15 protein-coding genes and 4 pseudogenes are annotated in these 16745 nt (G+C 68.7%); 9 read left to right on the top strand and 10 right to left on the bottom strand.

Annotation, left to right across the window (positions count from 1 at the left end; genetic code table 11):
• The first annotated feature begins 112 nt into the window (after window positions 1–112).
• Entirely contained in the window at window positions 113–469 is a 357-nt protein-coding gene (locus ACZ4N5_RS36700) for a PRC-barrel domain-containing protein (protein ID WP_467761360.1), read from the top strand.
• Window positions 470–498: 29 nt separating this feature from the next.
• The gene (locus tag ACZ4N5_RS36695; protein WP_467761359.1) at window positions 499–672 is read left to right on the top strand and encodes a hypothetical protein; all 174 of its coding nucleotides are present in this window, start codon (window positions 499–501) and stop codon (window positions 670–672) included.
• A 163-nt stretch (window positions 673–835) separates the two neighbouring features.
• Here the strand turns inward: ACZ4N5_RS36695 and ACZ4N5_RS36690 are convergent, their stop codons facing one another.
• Genes ACZ4N5_RS36690 through ACZ4N5_RS36680 form a run of 3 tightly spaced genes read right to left on the bottom strand, consistent with a single transcriptional unit; the run spans window position 836 to window position 4379 of the window.
• Window positions 836–2338 (bottom strand): pyridoxal phosphate-dependent decarboxylase family protein, encoded by a 1503-nt coding sequence (locus ACZ4N5_RS36690; RefSeq protein ID WP_467761358.1) that lies wholly within the window; start codon window positions 2336–2338, stop codon window positions 836–838.
• Window positions 2335–3705: an MFS transporter gene (locus ACZ4N5_RS36685; RefSeq protein ID WP_467761357.1), complete on the bottom strand. Its 1371-nt coding sequence runs from the start codon at window positions 3703–3705 to the stop codon at window positions 2335–2337. Before ACZ4N5_RS36685 ends, ACZ4N5_RS36690 begins: the two co-directional genes overlap by 4 nt.
• On the bottom strand, window positions 3702–4379 hold the full coding sequence (locus ACZ4N5_RS36680; RefSeq protein WP_467761356.1) for a TetR/AcrR family transcriptional regulator: 678 nt from the start codon (window positions 4377–4379) through the stop codon (window positions 3702–3704). The genes ACZ4N5_RS36685 and ACZ4N5_RS36680 overlap by 4 nt, the downstream gene beginning before the upstream one ends.
• Before the next feature lie 515 nt (window positions 4380–4894).
• On the opposite strand from ACZ4N5_RS36680, the gene ACZ4N5_RS36675 reads away from it, so the two are divergent.
• A complete protein-coding gene (locus ACZ4N5_RS36675; RefSeq protein ID WP_467761355.1) occupies window positions 4895–5635 on the top strand; it encodes a DUF4142 domain-containing protein in 741 nt (246 codons plus the stop codon).
• A 327-nt stretch (window positions 5636–5962) separates the two neighbouring features.
• Window positions 5963–6064 (top strand): annotated as a pseudogene (locus ACZ4N5_RS36670) (transposase); the annotation flags it as partial.
• A 402-nt stretch (window positions 6065–6466) separates the two neighbouring features.
• Here ACZ4N5_RS36670 and ACZ4N5_RS36665 read toward each other — a convergent pair.
• Window positions 6467–6898, bottom strand: a complete 432-nt coding sequence (locus ACZ4N5_RS36665; RefSeq protein WP_467761354.1) for a VOC family protein — start codon at window positions 6896–6898, stop codon at window positions 6467–6469.
• A 786-nt stretch (window positions 6899–7684) separates the two neighbouring features.
• Window positions 7685–7933: a hypothetical protein gene (locus tag ACZ4N5_RS36660; RefSeq protein WP_467761353.1), complete on the bottom strand. Its 249-nt coding sequence runs from the start codon at window positions 7931–7933 to the stop codon at window positions 7685–7687.
• A 704-nt stretch (window positions 7934–8637) separates the two neighbouring features.
• Here ACZ4N5_RS36660 and ACZ4N5_RS36655 point away from each other — a divergent pair.
• Entirely contained in the window at window positions 8638–11496 is a 2859-nt protein-coding gene (locus tag ACZ4N5_RS36655) for a glycosyl hydrolase (RefSeq protein ID WP_467761352.1), read from the top strand.
• Window positions 11497–11637: 141 nt separating this feature from the next.
• Window positions 11638–11784 (top strand): annotated as a pseudogene (locus ACZ4N5_RS36650) (DUF2267 domain-containing protein); the annotation flags it as partial.
• Here the strand turns inward: ACZ4N5_RS36650 and ACZ4N5_RS36645 are convergent.
• The 3 genes from ACZ4N5_RS36645 to ACZ4N5_RS36635 form a co-directional block, all read right to left on the bottom strand.
• Entirely contained in the window at window positions 11739–11882 is a 144-nt protein-coding gene (locus tag ACZ4N5_RS36645; RefSeq protein WP_467761351.1) for a hypothetical protein, read from the bottom strand. The pseudogene ACZ4N5_RS36650 and the gene ACZ4N5_RS36645 sit on opposite strands and share 46 nt — an antisense overlap.
• 225 nt (window positions 11883–12107) lie before the next feature.
• Window positions 12108–12578, bottom strand: a complete 471-nt coding sequence (locus ACZ4N5_RS36640; protein ID WP_467761350.1) for a hypothetical protein — start codon at window positions 12576–12578, stop codon at window positions 12108–12110.
• Between the two features lie 443 nt (window positions 12579–13021).
• On the bottom strand, window positions 13022–13345 hold the full coding sequence (locus tag ACZ4N5_RS36635; protein ID WP_467761349.1) for a hypothetical protein: 324 nt from the start codon (window positions 13343–13345) through the stop codon (window positions 13022–13024).
• A gap of 225 nt (window positions 13346–13570) precedes the next feature.
• On the opposite strand from ACZ4N5_RS36635, the gene ACZ4N5_RS36630 reads away from it, so the two are divergent.
• Both ACZ4N5_RS36630 and pyrE read left to right on the top strand, forming a co-directional pair.
• The gene (locus ACZ4N5_RS36630) at window positions 13571–14224 is read left to right on the top strand and encodes a hypothetical protein (RefSeq protein WP_467761348.1); all 654 of its coding nucleotides are present in this window, start codon (window positions 13571–13573) and stop codon (window positions 14222–14224) included.
• Window positions 14225–14570: 346 nt separating this feature from the next.
• Entirely contained in the window at window positions 14571–15101 is a 531-nt protein-coding gene (gene pyrE, locus ACZ4N5_RS36625) for an orotate phosphoribosyltransferase (protein WP_467761347.1), read from the top strand.
• 208 nt (window positions 15102–15309) lie between these two features.
• Here pyrE and ACZ4N5_RS36620 read toward each other — a convergent pair whose 3' ends face one another.
• Window positions 15310–15840: an IS5 family transposase gene (locus ACZ4N5_RS36620; protein WP_467761346.1), complete on the bottom strand. Its 531-nt coding sequence runs from the start codon at window positions 15838–15840 to the stop codon at window positions 15310–15312.
• Between the two features lie 149 nt (window positions 15841–15989).
• On the opposite strand from ACZ4N5_RS36620, the pseudogene ACZ4N5_RS36615 reads away from it, so the two are divergent.
• A pseudogene (locus ACZ4N5_RS36615) lies at window positions 15990–16472 on the top strand (IS30 family transposase); the annotation flags it as partial.
• Window positions 16473–16613: 141 nt separating this feature from the next.
• Here the strand turns inward: ACZ4N5_RS36615 and ACZ4N5_RS36610 are convergent.
• A pseudogene (locus ACZ4N5_RS36610) lies at window positions 16614–16745 on the bottom strand (MerR family transcriptional regulator); the annotation flags it as partial.

Genomic DNA, 16745 nt, shown 5'->3' with positions numbered 1-16745 from the left:
GTACCGGATGCAACATGATCAGTACGTCGGCCGCCGATTTCCCGGCAGGGCAACCGTGGCGACCCGGGCATCAGGCCGACGATCGGGGGTACCCCCCCTGTGGAGGTACAACATGTTCGAGGCAGGTGACATCCGCGAATGGCGTGGGCACGACGTGGTGGATCCGGGGGGCCACAAGATCGGCACTCTGGAATCCGTCTACGTCGACACGGCGACCGACAGTCCGTCCTTCGCCACCGTGACCGTGGGACTGCCCACGCGCCGTCGCCTGGTGTTCGTACCTCTTGACGGCGCGACCGTCGGGCCGGGCTACCTGAAGGTCGCTCACGACAAGAACCTGGTGAAGAAGGCCCCGGCCATCGACACGGACGGCGTGCTGCCCGCCACGGACGAGCCGGGAGTCTTCGCGCACTACGAACTCGAATACACGCCGGGAGTGAAGGGCGAGCGCCGGCTCGCCCGTCGCTGATGATCCCCGAAAGCCGCCGGGAGAGACCGATGAGCCTGTTCCTGTTCCTGATCCTTGTAGCCCTCGTCCTGGGCATCATCGGATTCGCCGCCCACGGACTGTTCTTCCTGCTGATCATCGGCTGCCTCGTCCTGCTCGCCGATCTCGCCTACGCCGGCATGCGCTTCCGCCGCGGCGGACGAAAGCAGCACACAGCCCGGTGAGCCCGGACGCCCGGCACCGGACGACCCGGTCCGTTCCTGGCGGCCCGGCAGTACAGGGGCGAAATCGATCATGGCCGGGTACGTCCTCGTCGTACCCGGCCACAGCCGTCGTGGCCCTGGCGGCCCCTGGGCCGAAACCGTCACCGCGTGACCGGAGTTGTCCTCACCCGCCCAGGTACGGGCTGTAGAGCGCGGACAGGAAGCGGGTGACGATGACCTCGCGGGTCGCCGCCGGGAGGGCATCCAGGAGGCGGTTGACCGGGGCCATCCGGGCCGCGTTGTCGCCGGTCAGGTCGACGCCCGCGGCGGGGAGCAGTGCCGCGAAGGACGCGTTGTCGAGTTCGGTCAGGTCCACCTGCTGGAGCAGGTCGACGATGTCCGCGGGGGGCGTCGGGGGCCCGAGCGGACGGATGATGTCGACGCAGTCGCGCAGCACGGCGAGCAGTTCCTCGACGCCGTGCTCGCTGACCCCGGAGAGGGTCAGGTGCAGGTTGGCCGGGAGGCCGTCGAGGCTGAGCTGGGGCTGGAGGAAGAAGCCCCGGGCGCGGGTCTCGTCGGCGAGGGCGAAGAGGTCGAGCGGGGTCTCGGCCGTCGGGTCCGCGCCGATGGCCACGAGGGTGGCTTCGGGGGTGCCGAGGACCGTCAGGCCGTCGATGGCCTCGACGCCGCTGATCAGCGTGCGGGTCGCGGACAGGGCGGCGCGGCCGAGTTCGCGGTAGCCGTCGGCGCCGAGGGCCTGCAGCGTGGCCCACGCCCCGGCGAGTGGTCCGGCTCCCTTGCTGCTCTGGATCGTGGAGTTGACGACGCTGTAGCCGGGCCAGGCGGCGCAGGCGTAGTAGGCGTGGAGGCGCAGGGCCTCGTCGCGGAACAGCAGCACGGAGGCGCCCTTGGGGGCGTACCCGAACTTGTGCAGGTCGCAGGAGAGGGAGGTGACGCCGGGGACGGAGAAGTCGAAGGCCGGGACGGGCGCACCGGCCTCGGCGAGCCAGGGCAGCAGCCAGCCTCCGACGCAGGCGTCGACGTGGCAGGGGATGCCGCGGGCGGCGGCGTCGGCGGCTATCTCCGCGACGGGGTCGATGACGCCGTGGGCGTAGGACGGGGCGGAGGCGACGACGAGGACAGTGTTCTCGTTGCAGAGCGCCGCCATTGCGGCCGGGTCGGCCCGGTACGTCTCGGGGTCGACGGGTGCGCTCCGTACGGTGACCCGGAGGTAGCTCCCTGCCTTGTGGAACGCGGCGTGGGCGGTGACCGGGACGACGATCTCCGGGGCGATGACGTCCGGGCGGGCGTCCCGGGCGGCCTTCACCGCCAGAATGATCGACTCGGTTCCGCCGCTGGTGAAGATGCCCGGGGTGGCGTCGTCGCCGCCGAGGCGGGCGGCGGTCGCGCCGACGACCTGGCGTTCCAGCGCGACGATGCTGGGGAAGGCGGTCGGGTCCAGGCCGTTGACCTCCATCATCGTCAGGTAGGCCCGTTCGGCGGCTTCGCGTACCTCGGGACGGCCGCTGTCGTAGACGTAGGCGGTGGTGTGCCCGCCTCGGGTGGGCAGGTCGGCTGCGGTGAGGACGGCGAGTTCGGCGAGAAGGTCGGCGCCGGAGCGGCCGGTCTCGGGCAGGCCGGGGTGGGCGGACTGCGCGGGGGCGGTGGCCTGCTGAGGAGTCGTCATCGGGTGGTTTCCGTTTCTTGCGCGGCGCGGCGGCGGCCGTAGGCGCGCAGGGCAGGCAGCGAGAGCAGCATGAGCAGGGCGGGGACGAGGCTGAAGCCCAGAAGGATGCCGGTTCGCGCGGTGGCGGTCTGGGCGACCGGGTGGTCCAGGGTCGAGGAGACGAAGCCGGTGGCGGCCAGGGCTATCGAGTACGCGCCGGGTCCGGCCGCGAGGCCGACGGTCTCACCGGCCGTCCACAGTCCGGTGAACGCGCCGGACTGGACCTGGCCGGTCCTGGCCTTGTCGGCGTGCACCGTGTCGGGCAGCAGGGCGAGCGGCAGGACCTGCAGGGCGGCATAGCAGACGCCGAGCAGCCCGCAGAGCGCGAGCGTCGCGACCACCGCGCCGGTGCCACTGCCGTGGCCGGCCGCCGGGAACAGGGCCACCGCGCCGACGGCGTAACCACAGGTCGCGAACGTGAGGCAGCGCAGCCGCCCCCAGCGTCCGGCGGCCTTGGCCCAGAGCGGAACGGCGACGGCGCTGGGCGCGACCAGGCAGACGAAGAGCATCGAGGTCAGGCCGTAGCCGCCGAGGCGGTAGGTGGCGACGTACGGTGCGGCGGCGAGCATGATCGCGACGGCGGCGGCCTGCAGCACGAAGGAGGCGAGCAGCGCGAAGAACGCGCGGTTGCCGCGTGCGGTGCGGAAGGCCGCGACCAGGCCGAGAGGTTCGGGTCCGGGTCGTGAGCGCACCCAGCGGGTACCGAGGGCGGGCACCAGCAGGACCCCGGCGACGACGAGGCCAACAGTCAGCCCCATCGCTCCGTATCCCGTGCGGCCTCCGCCGGCGGCACTGACCACCAACGGGGCCGCACCGCCCGCGACGAGGATGCCCAGGGTCAGGAAGACGATCCGCCAGACCATGATCCGCGTGCGGACGGCCGATACGGACGACATCTCGGCGGGCAGGGCGACGTACGGCACCTGGAACAACGAGAAGGCACTCGCGGCCAGAACGAAGGTGACGGTCACCCAGACCGCCGCACCCGTGCCGGTCATCGGAGACAGGAACATCGCCGCGAACGCGGCGGGCAGCGCGAGCCCACCGGCGACCAGCAGCCGGGTCCGTCGGCCGGTGCGGACGGCCTCACGGTCGCTGGCGGCACCCACCAAGGGGTTGAACACGGCGTCCCAGGCCTTGGGCAGGGCGACCACGAGCCCGGCGATGCCGGCGGGGACGCCCAGCGCGTCGGTCATGAAGTAGAGCAGGAGCAGGCCGGGGACGGTGGAGAAGATGCCGGTGCCGACGGAGCCGAGGCCGTAGACGAAGAGGCGGCGCCGGGTGATTTCGTCGTCCTCGGTGCTCGGGGGCACCAGGGCGGTCGTCATCCGTGCCCCTGGTCGTGCGGTTCCTGGTCGTACGATTCCTGGGCACTGAGCCCCAGATCGCGCAGGACGAGGGCGCGCAGGTGGGCGCGGAAGCGCGGGACCTCGGCGCGGATGCCCGAGCGGCAGAAGCCGTGGGTGCTCCACAGCACCGTCCAGACGGTCATCTCGATGTCGGCGGGCGCGGTGGATCCGGCCGGCAGCGCGGCCGGGACGACCTCGCGCACGGTATCGCGGACCGATTCGATCAGCGGGCGCGCGTAAGTGGCCTCCAGATCCGCGAACTCGGCGGCGTCGGAGAGCCAGCGGCGCATCCACAGGGCCGGGATGTGCGACTGGTCGAGACAGAAGTCGAGGTACCGGTCGACCAGACCGGTGACGGCCGCGACCGGATCGGTGGGCGCCAGCGCCCGGAACGCGACCAGCGCGTCCGTCAGCACCCGCTGCTCGGCGAGGTGGGCGCGGAGCATGACCTCCCGGTAGAGGTCCGGCTTCCCACCGACGTGGTAGGCGACGGTGGCCATGTTCAGCCCCGCCTCGGCGGCGATACGACGGGTGCTGGTGCCGTCGTAGCCGTGTTCGGCGAAGAGCGAGGTGGCGGCCGCGATGATGCGTTCACGACTGGCGTCGGAGGGCGGTGGCGCGGGGGCAGGTGAGGCGGGTGGCGAGTCGGACATGGCGGGGAGGATACGTCTCCGGAGGGCGTCGATCAATCGATTGATGGAGACTGTTTCCACGACTCCGGCCGGCCTCTCACAGCCCTGCCGACCCCGCCCGGCCTCTCGCCGACTCCGCCGACCGCGCCGGGCCTCTCGCGGCGGCCGCCGAACACACCCGCCGAACACACCTACCGAATTCGGCTGCCGAACACCCCCGGTCGGCTTCGGCCGAGCCGAGCTGCCCGACCATCGCCGCGCCGCCCGCAGGGAAACCGGCCTCGGCCGGGCCGCCCGCGCTCCCCGCTCCCCCGCTCCCCGGCAACGGCGCGTACGCCCGGAGTCGCCGTCCGCGGCCACCGTCCAGGGGTGCCGCCTGTCGCCGCACAGGCGGCACCACGGCAAGAAACACACGCCACACCTCCCTGTGACGCACAACACAGGGGCGCGAGTGGAAGTTTTACCCGGCGCGATGATCAATGGGGCCGTGGCGGCCGTACCACCTGCGAAATCCGATCATTACGTCAGGAGGCATCATGCCCGTCTCACGCAACATGGCAGGAACGGTCTTCGTGGGCGGCGCGGTGGCTCTGACTCTCGCCGCGCTCGCCTACCCCACCATGCTCGGCTTCCAGACCACGTCCAGCGCCCAGACCCGCGTCATCGCGAACACCCAGTGGGGCCCGCTCACCGAGGCCGACCGCGACTTCGTCGTCAAGGTCCGCGCGGCCGGGCTGTGGGAGTACCCCTTGGGTGAGATCGCGCTGAAGAAGGGCTCGACACCGGCGATGCGAGAGGCAGGCAAACATCTGATCGTGGGACACGCCCGCCTCGACGAGCTGGACCGCAAGATCGCCATACAGCTGAACATCACTCTGCCGAACCAGGCGTCTCCGCAGCAACAGCAGTTCGTGGCGACCTCCGTCGCCCAGAACGGCAAGCAGTTCGACACGACCGCCGCCAACATCATGCGGGTCACGCACGGCCAGATATTCTCGGTCATCTCCAAGGTCCGCGCCACGACGCAGAACTCCCTTGTGCGCGCGCTCGCGGACCTCGCCAACGACACGGTCCTCGACCACATCACCATGATGGAGAAGACCGGCACCATCAACTTCGACCAGGTCCTCGCCCAGCAGTCCGCCCCGCCGACGCTCCCCAAGGACCAGCTCACGCCGCCCCCGCCGCAGCCGGGCGCCCCGATCGTCGTCCTCACCCCGCGGCCCGACCTGAACGTGAACACCGCGTCCCCGACACCCAGCCCGCAGGTCGGCTGATCGGCGCGGGCCGACGGCTTCCCGTCCGGCCGCCCGCGTCACACTCGTCGATATGGCGCTCTTCGCATGACAGGAACTCTTGTGTTGTCGGACGGACTCGTGGCTCACAGCGAAGCAGGTGGAGCGAAGGTGCGCGCTAGCTGTGCTCCCGACCGCCCCGGCCCCCGAGGGGATGGGGCGGCACCTGTTCCCCCTGCAGCCGCTCGCACGGCGCTGCTACCGCCGCCGCTACGAGCACGACCTCAAACGAACTGAGGGGAACGCAACCGGCAGTTGAGCACCGGCGAGTGGGTCGGCCGTTCGACTTGAGCCGTTTTGCCGCTGGGCGAGAAGTCGGGCCGGCCGCCGACGCGGTCGCGGCGGCAACTGGTCGACGGCATACGGTGGCGGACCAGGACCGGTGCGCCGTGGCGGGACGTATCGGAACGGTACGGCGCTCACGCGGCGGGCTGACCACCAAGCCGCACCTGGCGGTCGAGCAGGGGCACAAAACGCTCTCGCTGATCGTCACCGCTGGTCACCGGCACGACAGCCCGCAGTTCCAGTCTGTCGTGGAGCCCATCCGGCTGCCCCGCCCCGGCCCAGGCCGACCGCGCAGCCGGCCGGACAAGGTCCGCGCAAGGCGTACGGCTCCCGCGCGAACCGCGCCTACCTGCGCCGACGCGGCATCCGCTGCACCATCCCGGAGAAGGCCGACCCGATACGCAACCGCAAGAGGACAAGCTCGCCGTCCGCTACGCGAAGCGACCGTTCTGGTCGCGGCCATCGATGAGTGGCTGTGATCCCACTGGCTCGCCACCCACACCGCCACGCAGCGACGCTGAGGATGCGTCAATCGGTCGTGACGGACGTTCCGCCCCATTCCTCCGGGGCAACGTCTGCGAGCGTCTGCGAGAACGTCCACTGGTGACCCGCAAGGTCCTCGGCGGTGTACTGCCGTTCGCCGTACTCGAAATCGGTCGGTTCCATGATGATGCGTGCGCCATGCTCCCGGGACCGGTCGTAGTGGGCGCCGACGTCTTCCACACGCACCGTGATCGAGTGTGTGACCTCGCCGGGGCGTGGCGGGCGGCGATCGTTTCGCACATCTCCGACGATCACGGCACCGTCGCCGAAACTGAGCTGTGCGCGGTGGTCCTCGCCGATCCGCACCCGCTCGGCAAACCCGAAGGCCGCGCCGAGCCAGGCGACCGCCTCGCGCACATCGGGGTAGATCAGGACGGGGATGACCGTCGACGCCGGAATGGAGCGATTCGGCTTCATGTCTGACTCCAGACGTTGGGGCCGCGCCGCGCGACTGAAGTACGTACCCGCCAGCGGACGCCAGGGCTGCTCGTCACCGGAAACCTTCGCGGACGCGGAAGAAGGTCGTCCAATCTCAGCTCCAATTTAGCGGAGTAGCATCCGCGTGAGCCGCTGCGGCAGGTCGGCCCTTCTCGGCCTCTCGGGACCTTCCGCAGCCTTCCGCGAATGTCCGCCGACACCTCCGGCCTTGGATGCTCTGGGACCCGCCTGAGGGGCAAGGTTGGTCGCTCCACCGGGCGGGGTTGTGTAGTCGAGCAGGAACCGAACCTCAGCCCCCGCGCCCGCGGGACCCCCGAGGAAGCTCTGCGGTGGCAGCCGTCGGAGACGGCTGGGAGTTGGTTGAGGCGTCATGTGTGGTCCAGGAGCGCGTCATGACTTACCTTCCCCTTTTCGCCCTGAAGGCCACCCCGGCCACTGCTCAGGGCAAGGACATCGCCCGTCTGCACCGCTTCTTGGCGCGCCTCGGCATCGTTGAAGTGCCCGCGGACGAAGCCGCCGAGGAAAGGTACGGCCAGGGAACCCAGCTACTCGTCGCCAGTCTTCAGCAAGCGCTGGAAATGGACCCCCCGCCCCCTGTGTGGGGCGAGTTGGACGAAGCCACGGCGGTCGCGGCCAACGCGCGGGCGTTTTTCTGCACGTCGCGAACCCGGGCACGGAACACGCGCCAGCGCCTCTCGGAGTCTGCGCACGGGAGACCTCTGTCCCCCTCCGCTCCTGGCCATCCCCGACGGCCGCCGAAGACGGTCAGTAACCGACCCGGCGCACGATCTCCGCCAGGGGGTCCTCGTCGTGGAGGCAGAACAGCACGGCACCGTCCACGTGACCGCAGGCAAGGTAGCGGCCTACCCGCGCGTAGTCGCCTGCCGCCTTCGTCAGGAGCGGAACCAATCGGCGTTCGTGGTCGGCCGGTTCCCGGTTGATCCCGAGCAACTGCTCAGCGAGGAAGTGGTTGGTGACGACCTTGGTCTCCGGCTCGGCGACGACGGCGATCACTCCTGTGCGCCGGGACCGGGGTGCGAGCAGTTCGGTTCGGCTACCCCAAGCTCCTCGGCTGCATGAAGGGGCCGCTCCACCAGGACGTCGCGTACCCCTCAGCCCCGTTGACGACCCGTGAGACGCCTGCACGCCCGGCAACGGATTTCAGCATGGGGCGGCGATCGAAGATGCGGCTGGATCAGGAGCGCTCCGAAAGGCCATGACACGCGCGGGCTTGGTGGGAGCGCCCCCAGCCGCGTCCGACGCTGTACGCCGTCACGGCGTGCAGTCAAGAGCGCGAAATAGACGCATTCATGCGCCAAGTTCGGCATCCGACGATTTCACGAGCGTTACGTACCGGTGAACCTTCGTTGCGTGGAGTGTTGACACCGCCGGGCCGCCGTCCCTAGCCTCTCAGCCATTGAGAGCGCTCTCAAACACTGATTCGCGGCACGCGGCCCGATCCGAACGAGCGGTCACGAACCAGAGAATCCTCGCTTTACGGGCAGGTTCCCGGCGCACGAGCACATCCACTACTCGCTGTCACGTGCGGCCTGCGTGACGGCCCTCGCCTTAGGAGTTCCCCCATGCTCCCAGCAAGCCATCCACCGCCCAGAGCGGTGGACGCCGCTGCGCCGGCCGGCGCAGGGTCCTGCATCCGGAGAAGCGCCGGAGGGCCGGCACGCCATTCGCGCATCGCGGTGTTCGGAGTGGTGGCGGCCATGCTCGCGGCGCTGCTGGCCGTGCTCACCTCGCACACCGCCAGCGCCGACACAGTCGGCCAGGGCAGCTATACCGAGCAGCAATCGGGACCCTTGCCATCCGGCTGCGCGGACATCTCGACCAACCCACGGCACTGGGTGACGTCCAACGCACCGTCAGGGGCTGTACCCACCAACGACTGGTGGTCCTCCATTCTGTGGAAGCGCACCGACTGCGCCTACGGAGAACCGCTCTACGCGCAGCCTCTCGGCTTCCGCGCCAAGTCCGGCGGCCTCGGCGTCTCCTACAGCACCACGCCGACCATTTCCGGCAGCGCCAAGGGCGTCGGCGAGTACCACTTCAATTACGTGGAGGACTTCACCGTCGGTGTGGTGGGACTCGCAGCGCCCGAGGTGAAGGTCGACGATTGGAGCGACTGGACCGTCAGCCCACTCCTCAGTGACGGCGCGCACTCGCTGCGGTCGACCATCGGATCGGGCCTGCCCTTCGCCTACTTCCGGGCCACCGGCGGTGACGCACAGATCACCGCCGCCTCCGGCGGGCAAGTGAGTGTGTGGTCCAACTCTGGCGCGATCATCGGCTACCGGGTCAACGGGCACGACTACGTCGCGTTCGCACCGGCCGGAGCCACCTGGTCGGCCCAAGGCTCCACGATCACCTCATCGCTGGCAGGCAAGGACTACTTCTCCGTGGCGGTGCTGCCGACCACCTCCGCCACCTCGGCCGCCGACCGGTCCGCCCTCGCCGACGAGTACGCCAAGTACGCCCACGCCCACGTCACCGGCACCACCGTCTCCTACAAATATGACGAGAGCGACAGCAAGATCACCACGACTTACCACTACACCACCGAAGCCATGGAAGGCTCACAGACCGCTACCGTGGCCGCTCTCCTGCCCCACCAGTGGCGCCACCTCGCCTCCGGCGAACCCCTGCAGCAGGCCTACGTGTCGTCCCGGGGTGCCCTGAAGGTACTGACCGGCCTCCAGTCGTTCTCGACATCGATGGTCTTCCACGGAGTCCTGCCCGAGGTCCCCGCGGTCGCGGACAACTCCGGGACCGACGCAGCGACCCTGCAGAGTTACCTGAACAACGAGAAGTCCGATCCGACCAGACAGCAGAGTGACGACACCTACTGGACCGGCAAGGGGTTGGGCCGTGCGGCGCGTATCGCGGAGATCGCCGACCAGACGGGCAATACCGAGGTGCGCGACGCAGCTCTGGCCGCGATCAAGAGCAAGCTCACCGACTGGTTCACCGCCTCCCAGAACGAGACCGGCCACCTGTTCTACTACGACAAGAACTGGGGAACCCTGATCGGATACCCCGCCTCCTACGGATCCGACCAGGAACTCAACGACCACCATTTCCACTACGGCTACTTCATCACCGCCGCCGCGACCCTGGCCAAATTCGATTCCGCCTGGGCTGCTTCCGGTCAGTACGGCGGAATGGTCGACCTGCTGATCCGTGACGCCGACAACTACGACCGCACCGACAAACGCTTCCCCTATCTGCGGGACTTCGACATCTACAGCGGTCATGACTGGGCCTCCGGTCACGGCTCCTTCTTCGCCGGAAACAACCAGGAGTCCTCCTCGGAGGGAATGAACTTCGACAACGCCCTGATCCAATGGGGCATCACCACTGGCAACAAGAGCGTCCGGGACGCCGGTATCTACATGTACACAACCCAGGCCGCCGCGGTCCAGGACTATTGGTTCGATTCCCGCGACCAGACCTATCCCGACGACTTCAAGCACAAGGAGGTCGGCATGGTCTGGAGCAACGGCGGTGCCTACTCCACCTGGTTCTCGAGCGCGCCTGAGCAGATCCAGGGCATCAACCTGCTGCCGGTGACCGGAGGCCACTTCTACCTCGGCCACGACCCGGACTACGTCAAGGCCAACTATCAGGAAATGCTCGAGCAGAGCGGCAAGACGCGGCCCACCATCTGGACGGACATCTGGTACGAGTACCTGGCCCTGGGCGACCCGGACACCGCCCTCGCAGACTTCCGGGCCGACAACTCCTTCACCTCCGAGGAGGGTGAGAGCAAGGCCCACACCTTCCACTGGATCCGCAACCTCGCCGCTCTCGGCACCATCGACACCACCATCACGGCCGACAGCCCGATGGCTTCCGTCTTCGTCAAGAACGGCAAACGGACCTACGTTGCGGCCAACGCAACATCCCAGGATGTGACAGTTCACTACTCCGACGACACCGACATCGACGTACCCGGCGGCAAAACCGTGGCGAGCGGGGCGCAGAACTGGAGTGGCGGCAACGCCACCGGCGGCGGTCCATCCCCGACAGACACACCCACACCCACCGACACGCCGACACCACCCGACACCAGCACACCGCCGCCCGGCAACGGCAGCTCCTCGCCGGACCTGTACGTAGACGGCGACGGGACGCTGACCGCCTCCAAGGGCATGGCCGGAAGTGTCCCGGTGCCCTCGGCCGACGGCGCCAACCACGACGGCACTCCCTACAATCCAGCAACTTTCACCGCCACCGGCCTGAACCTGACCTACAGCGGCGGCACGCCGACCTTCGACCTGGCCGTCGATGCCGGAAGCGCCGTGGGCAACGCCCCGCAGGTGCAGTTGTCCTACGACTGCACCGGCGACGGCAGCTGGAACCGGGTCGAGACCTATCGCTACTTCGCCACCGATCCCGTAGCCGGCTGGGAGCACTACACGGAACGGGCCGCACTGATCTCTGCCACAGGAGCTGCCTGCGATCTCAAGAACGGAACCGTCCAGGCAAAGGTGTGGAACGCCATCGGTAACGCGCCCAGCACCCTCGGCACCGGAGATCTCTCAGAGATCCACCTCTCCTACGAGTGACCGTCACGGCTGCTCGGCCTGACCTGGCGGGTCAGACCGAGCAGGCCGCACTGCGCACTGGCCAACTGCCTTCCGTCGCCCCTCCATCCGACAGGTCCAGCCGCCCCACGTTCCGAGTTCCCGCGTCCGCATCGGCGCGATCTGGCCACCACCCGCTGGGACACCGGCTCCGTCTTCTCCGCCGTCGCCGCCCACGCCGGCCCCGACCTCATCACCCGCATCATGGGCCGGCTCCCATCCGGCTACGCGTTGCAGTTCGGCCGCGCGCAACTCACCCCCGCCGCGTAGGCGACGACGTGCGGGGCGGACGCGACTGCCGCGACGCTGTCCGCCCTGCGCCTCGGGGCCCGCGAGGTGACCACCGTCGCCCGCTCGTCAGCGCCCACCGACGAACCGTCACGGAGGAACCGACGGAATTCGCTGACCTGCTGAAACGTGGCTCACGACGTGCGTAGGTCCCGCGTTGAGGCGTGGAGATTCCCGGCGAATGTGCCTCGCGGCGATAGTTGTCACCAACGACGGCGCGTCTCTGCAGCCGGACCGACACCGCGTTGCCGAGGGGAGCAAGACGGTAACCAGGAAGGCTGTACGGAACGCCTTCAGCGCCGGTTTCAGACGTTCGGGGTCCAGTTGGCCGGGGCGACCGCCGGCACGCCATCGGTGTAGAAGTTGGCCGGGATGACCGCCGGCACGCCATCGGCGTGGAAGTTCGCCGGGGCGACCGCCGGCACGCCGTCGCTGTGGAAGTTCGCCGGGGCGACCGCCGGCACGCCGTCGCTGTGGAAGTTCGCCGGGGCGACCGCCGCGATGCGGTCCTGGTGCTGGTTGACCGCGGCGACTGCCGGCACAGCAGCGATGGCGGCAACGACACCGGCTGCAACGGTTGCTGTGGCCAGCCGAGAGATCTTCATCCTGACTCCTGTGAGTGCGAATCTTCGTCCATGTCGATCAAGCCCCGACCCGCTCAGGCTGCCGTCGAACTCGAGGTGCTCTGAGAACCGCGGCAGGCCCGCTCCAAGGCAACCGGTGGCGGCCCTGGAGGTACCGACGGTCGGTCGATCAGGCCGGGGAAGCAGATGCATGGGTCGAGGATCAAAGGGTGCTCCTTCCGTGGCGCGGGTCCGCCGACGCTGACGCGCGTCAGGGAAGAGGCGAAGTGGATGCCATCCATGTTGGGGGCGCGGTCCGCGAGATGGGCTCCGGACGGCGACGGAATGGGCGGAACTTGCTTTCATGGCGTGTGTATCGGCGGATTCCGTACTGAGTCTCATGGATCAGCGGCCGGTGGCCGCGCTCCAGTGGGACGGCCGCCTCGCCGGGGAGCGGGCGGCCCACGTGCTGGGGCTCAGCCCCGTCCGTGTGGGAACCCGTTGCAGCACGAGCGCCACCAGCCCGGTGACACCCGCCCGGCCCCTGAGCCCACCACGCAGGCATTCCGTCACCTCACGAGGCGCATTTCGTCGGTGCCTCTCACGACCCGCCGAGCGCATCAGGTCCGGTAAGGACCCGGCGTCAGGGCCGCTCCTCAGCCGGGGGTTTCAGTTCGCGGGACTGGGTGCCACTTGCGGCCTTTGATCTTCTTGCCAGCGTCGAAGCCCTGGCTGGTCTCGGCGAGGTTCGCCGACAAGCTCTGCTCGTCCACCACGGCCGCGGTGGGGTCCGCGCTGCGGCCGCGAGCCCGGCGGGTCCTGTCCTGTAGCAGGTCGTGGAACCGCTGGGTGGTGCCGTTGGTCAGGGACGCTTGTTTGCTGCCACTCGCAAGGCCGGTGAGCCACGCTGCGGCCAACGGCGCAGCCGGGCCTTCGATGAATCCGTTCGCGCGGTCTCCGTCGGTCAGCAGCTCGGTCATGGAGGACCGCGAGAAGGGATCCGAAGGAGAAGAGGACGATGGAGGCAGCGCCGAATGACGGTGCTCGCTTCGAGGAGGGGCTCCTGGGGGCCGTGACCCGCCGGATCCAAAGGTATGGAGAACGCCGCTGGTGAGGCCGGACGTCCTACGACGCACCGTCTTACAGGTGTCTTACGCCTGCCTCGCAGGCGAACAGAAGAACCTGGGGCCTTTTACCGTGAACGGATGAAATCCATGCGTGCGTTTCGTACGACGTCAGTGGTGACGGCCGCCCCCTTGATACTGGCTGTCGCCGGTCTAATGCATCCCCGGCATCTGACGGCAGCGACGGCTGGCGACTGGGCGGGGCTGCACATAGCTCTGCTGCCCGTGTTTCCGTTCCTGGTGCTCGGCCTGGTGGTGCCATTGTGGGGCAGGCCGAGTCGCGATGCCCAGGGAGCGCTGACCGTACTCGCATGGGCTGCTTGCCTCGTCTATGCGGCGTATTACTCCGGACTCGATGCGGTGGCGGGAATCTCTGCAGGCACGGTGGTGGACCACGGCATCCGCGGTGCTGCGGGCCGGCTGTTCGTGACTGGCGGCGAACTGGGTCGCGCGGGTGTGTACGCGCTGTCCGTGGCGTGTCTCGCCACGTGCGTCGTCCTCGCACGGCGGCACGGGATCCGGGTGCTGCCGGGGGCCGTGGTCCTGCTCGCCGCCTGTTGGTCGTTTCTCGACAGTCACATCTTCTGGCCTCGGGGTGTGTTCACGATGCTCGGTTTCGCCCTCGGTTTTGCCCTGCTGACGGCGTCGACGTTCCAGATCCGTGAGGACACGACAGGAAATGGTGGAGCCCCCGAAGACAAGCCGGAAAGGCCGGAATTGCGCGAGCACTGTTGACGCAAGCGTGCTGATAGGTCCGCAGCCGGGAAGCCTGCCGCACCGGGCATGGAGTGGGCGTCTGGACTCTTGGTGCGTTGGACGAGGCCAGCCCGCGCCGAGGCGGATCTGGCTCGGCGCGGCCGAGGACTTCGAAGCGGCAGCTGCCCGGCACGTTCCACACAACCGCTCGGCCCTGGTGGGCTCGATCCCGGACGGCGCCTCAAGGTCATGGACTTGGGACTCATAGCCCGGTGCGCTGACCAGCGCGATCACCGCTAGGCGGTGTCCGGGCGATCTTGTAGTGGAGTCGTGGAGGGGGAGCCGGTGTGCGGGTCAGGCGAGGTGGCTGGGAGAGTGATTGCCTGTGACTCATTCTGATCTGACTCTCCGTATCCATGCCGCCTCTCATCTAACCGGCCAGTTCACGCTCCGGTCAGGACGTACTGCCACGGAGTACTTCGACAAGTACCGGTTCGAGGCGGATCCCTTCTTGCTGGATGAGATCGCCCGGCGGATGGCCCCTTTGGTGCCGTCAGACACGCAGGTGCTGGCCGGCCTGGAGATGGGCGGCATCCCGGTAGTGACCGCACTCGGCCGACACACGGGCCTTCCGTGCGCGTTCGTGCGCAAGCAGGCCAAGCCGTATGGCACGTGCCGTCTGGCTGAGGGCGCGGAGGTTGCGGGCCGGAACGTGCTGGTCGTCGAGGACGTCGTGACCAGCGGTGGGCAGATCGTGCTGTCGACCGCGGACCTGCGGAACCTGGGCGCGCAGGTGGATGCGGCGCTTTGTGTGATCGACCGGGAGCAGGGCGGTGCCGGGGCCCTCAAGGCAGAGGGCATCAGCCTGTTGTCGTTGCTGACGGCTGAAGACCTGCGGGCCGGTGTCGCGTCCTGACGCTGGGCCGTGTCCGGCCACCGGTCTGGCAGCGCTGTCGCATGGCGGGGCGGGGCGGGTCGTGACGTGGCTGCTACGTGGGTTCAACTCCGGGCGGAGGAGGCCGAGATCATCGACGCAGAGATCGCCGACGCGATCGTGAGTGACCGGGCCGCTCTCGTCGGCAGCGCCCGTCGCCGGGGCGTTTACCGCCGGGTCGCACAGGAGTTCACGTTCGGATCCAGATGGCGAGGGCCGCTGCGGTGGCGGTGCCGAGGAAGACGTAGCCGCGCATGTCATAGCGAGTGGCGACCGCTCGGCACTGTTTCAGGCGATTGATCGCTCGTTCGATGGGGTTGCGCTTCTTGTAGCGATCTTCGTCGAAGCCGGGTGGCCGACCGCCACGTGAGCCTTTGCGCAGGCGGGCGGCCTGGCTGTCGGTCTTCTCCGGGATGGTGTGACGGATTCCCCTCCTGCGCAGGTACTTCCGGATGGGGCCCTTGCTGTAGGCCTTATCGGCAGCGAGACTGTCTGGCTTCCTACGTGGTCGTCCCAGGCGGGGTCTGGGTACTCGGATCTTCTCCAGGACCACCTTGAAATGGGTGCAGTCCGCCCCTTGACCTGGCGTGACGACCACGGACAGTAAGCGGCATCGGCCATCCGCGCTCAGGTGGAGCTTGCTGGTGAACCCGCCACGCGAGCGACCCAGGCCCTCACCTCCAGCACCACCTCCGCCAGGCGGCCGACGAGGCTCTGCCACGGCGTCTCGTCCTGGTGTTCCACCCCGTCGCCCCCCTTTGAGGCAGGTGCCGACGGTGGTTCGGTGCGGGCACCGGCCGCTTGCTGATGTGCGCGGACGATGGTGGAGTCCACCGCGATGTCCCAGTCGCTCTCGCCTGCCGCGTCGGCCGCGGCCTGGACCTGCACTGGGAAGGGGACCTGATCGTCGGCAAGGGCCAGGGGCCCGCGATCGGGACGCTGGTCGACCGAGCCACCCGCTACGTCCGGCTCATCCACCTGCCCGGCGGCTGGAAGGCTCCGCAGGTCCGCGACGCGCTCGTGGAGCAGACCGGCCACTGGCCCGCTTCCCTGCGCCGCACGCTCACCTGGGACCAGGGTCGAGAGCTCTACCACCACGAGGAAATTGAGGACTTGACCGGCTTCCGGATCTACTTCTGCGACCCGCACTCACCCTGGCAGCGCGGCACCAACGAGAACACGAACGGGCTGCTGCGGGAGTACTTCCCCAAGGGCACCAGCCTCGCCCACTACAGCCTCCGCGACCTCACACAAGTCGAACAACAGCTCAACGAACGCCCCCGCCGTGTCCTCGGAGACCGCACCCCGGCCGAGGCCATGAGACGCTGGTATAGAGAGCTCGCTTACCGCTGATTCGCAACGACCAGTGGAATCCGCCCCGTCTATCCGGTGATCTTCATTGACGCCATCCACGTGAAGGAGGCGGCCGATGTTCACCACCCGCCCCTGGCGCGCCACGGAAATCACTCCGAACAGAACGCCTAGTGCCCCAGCTCAGACCGCAGTTGTCGGGTCCGCCGAGTCGGCCTTACGGCGGTATGCGGCGTTCAGTTGCTGGGCCTCTTCGAGCTGGTCCTCGAGGATGACGATGCGGCACGCGGCCTCGATCGGAGTGCCCCGGTCCAC

The sequence above is a fragment of the Streptomyces sp. NPDC026500 genome (assembly GCF_055567635.1).
This window is presented reverse-complemented; position numbering and strand designations above follow the sequence as displayed.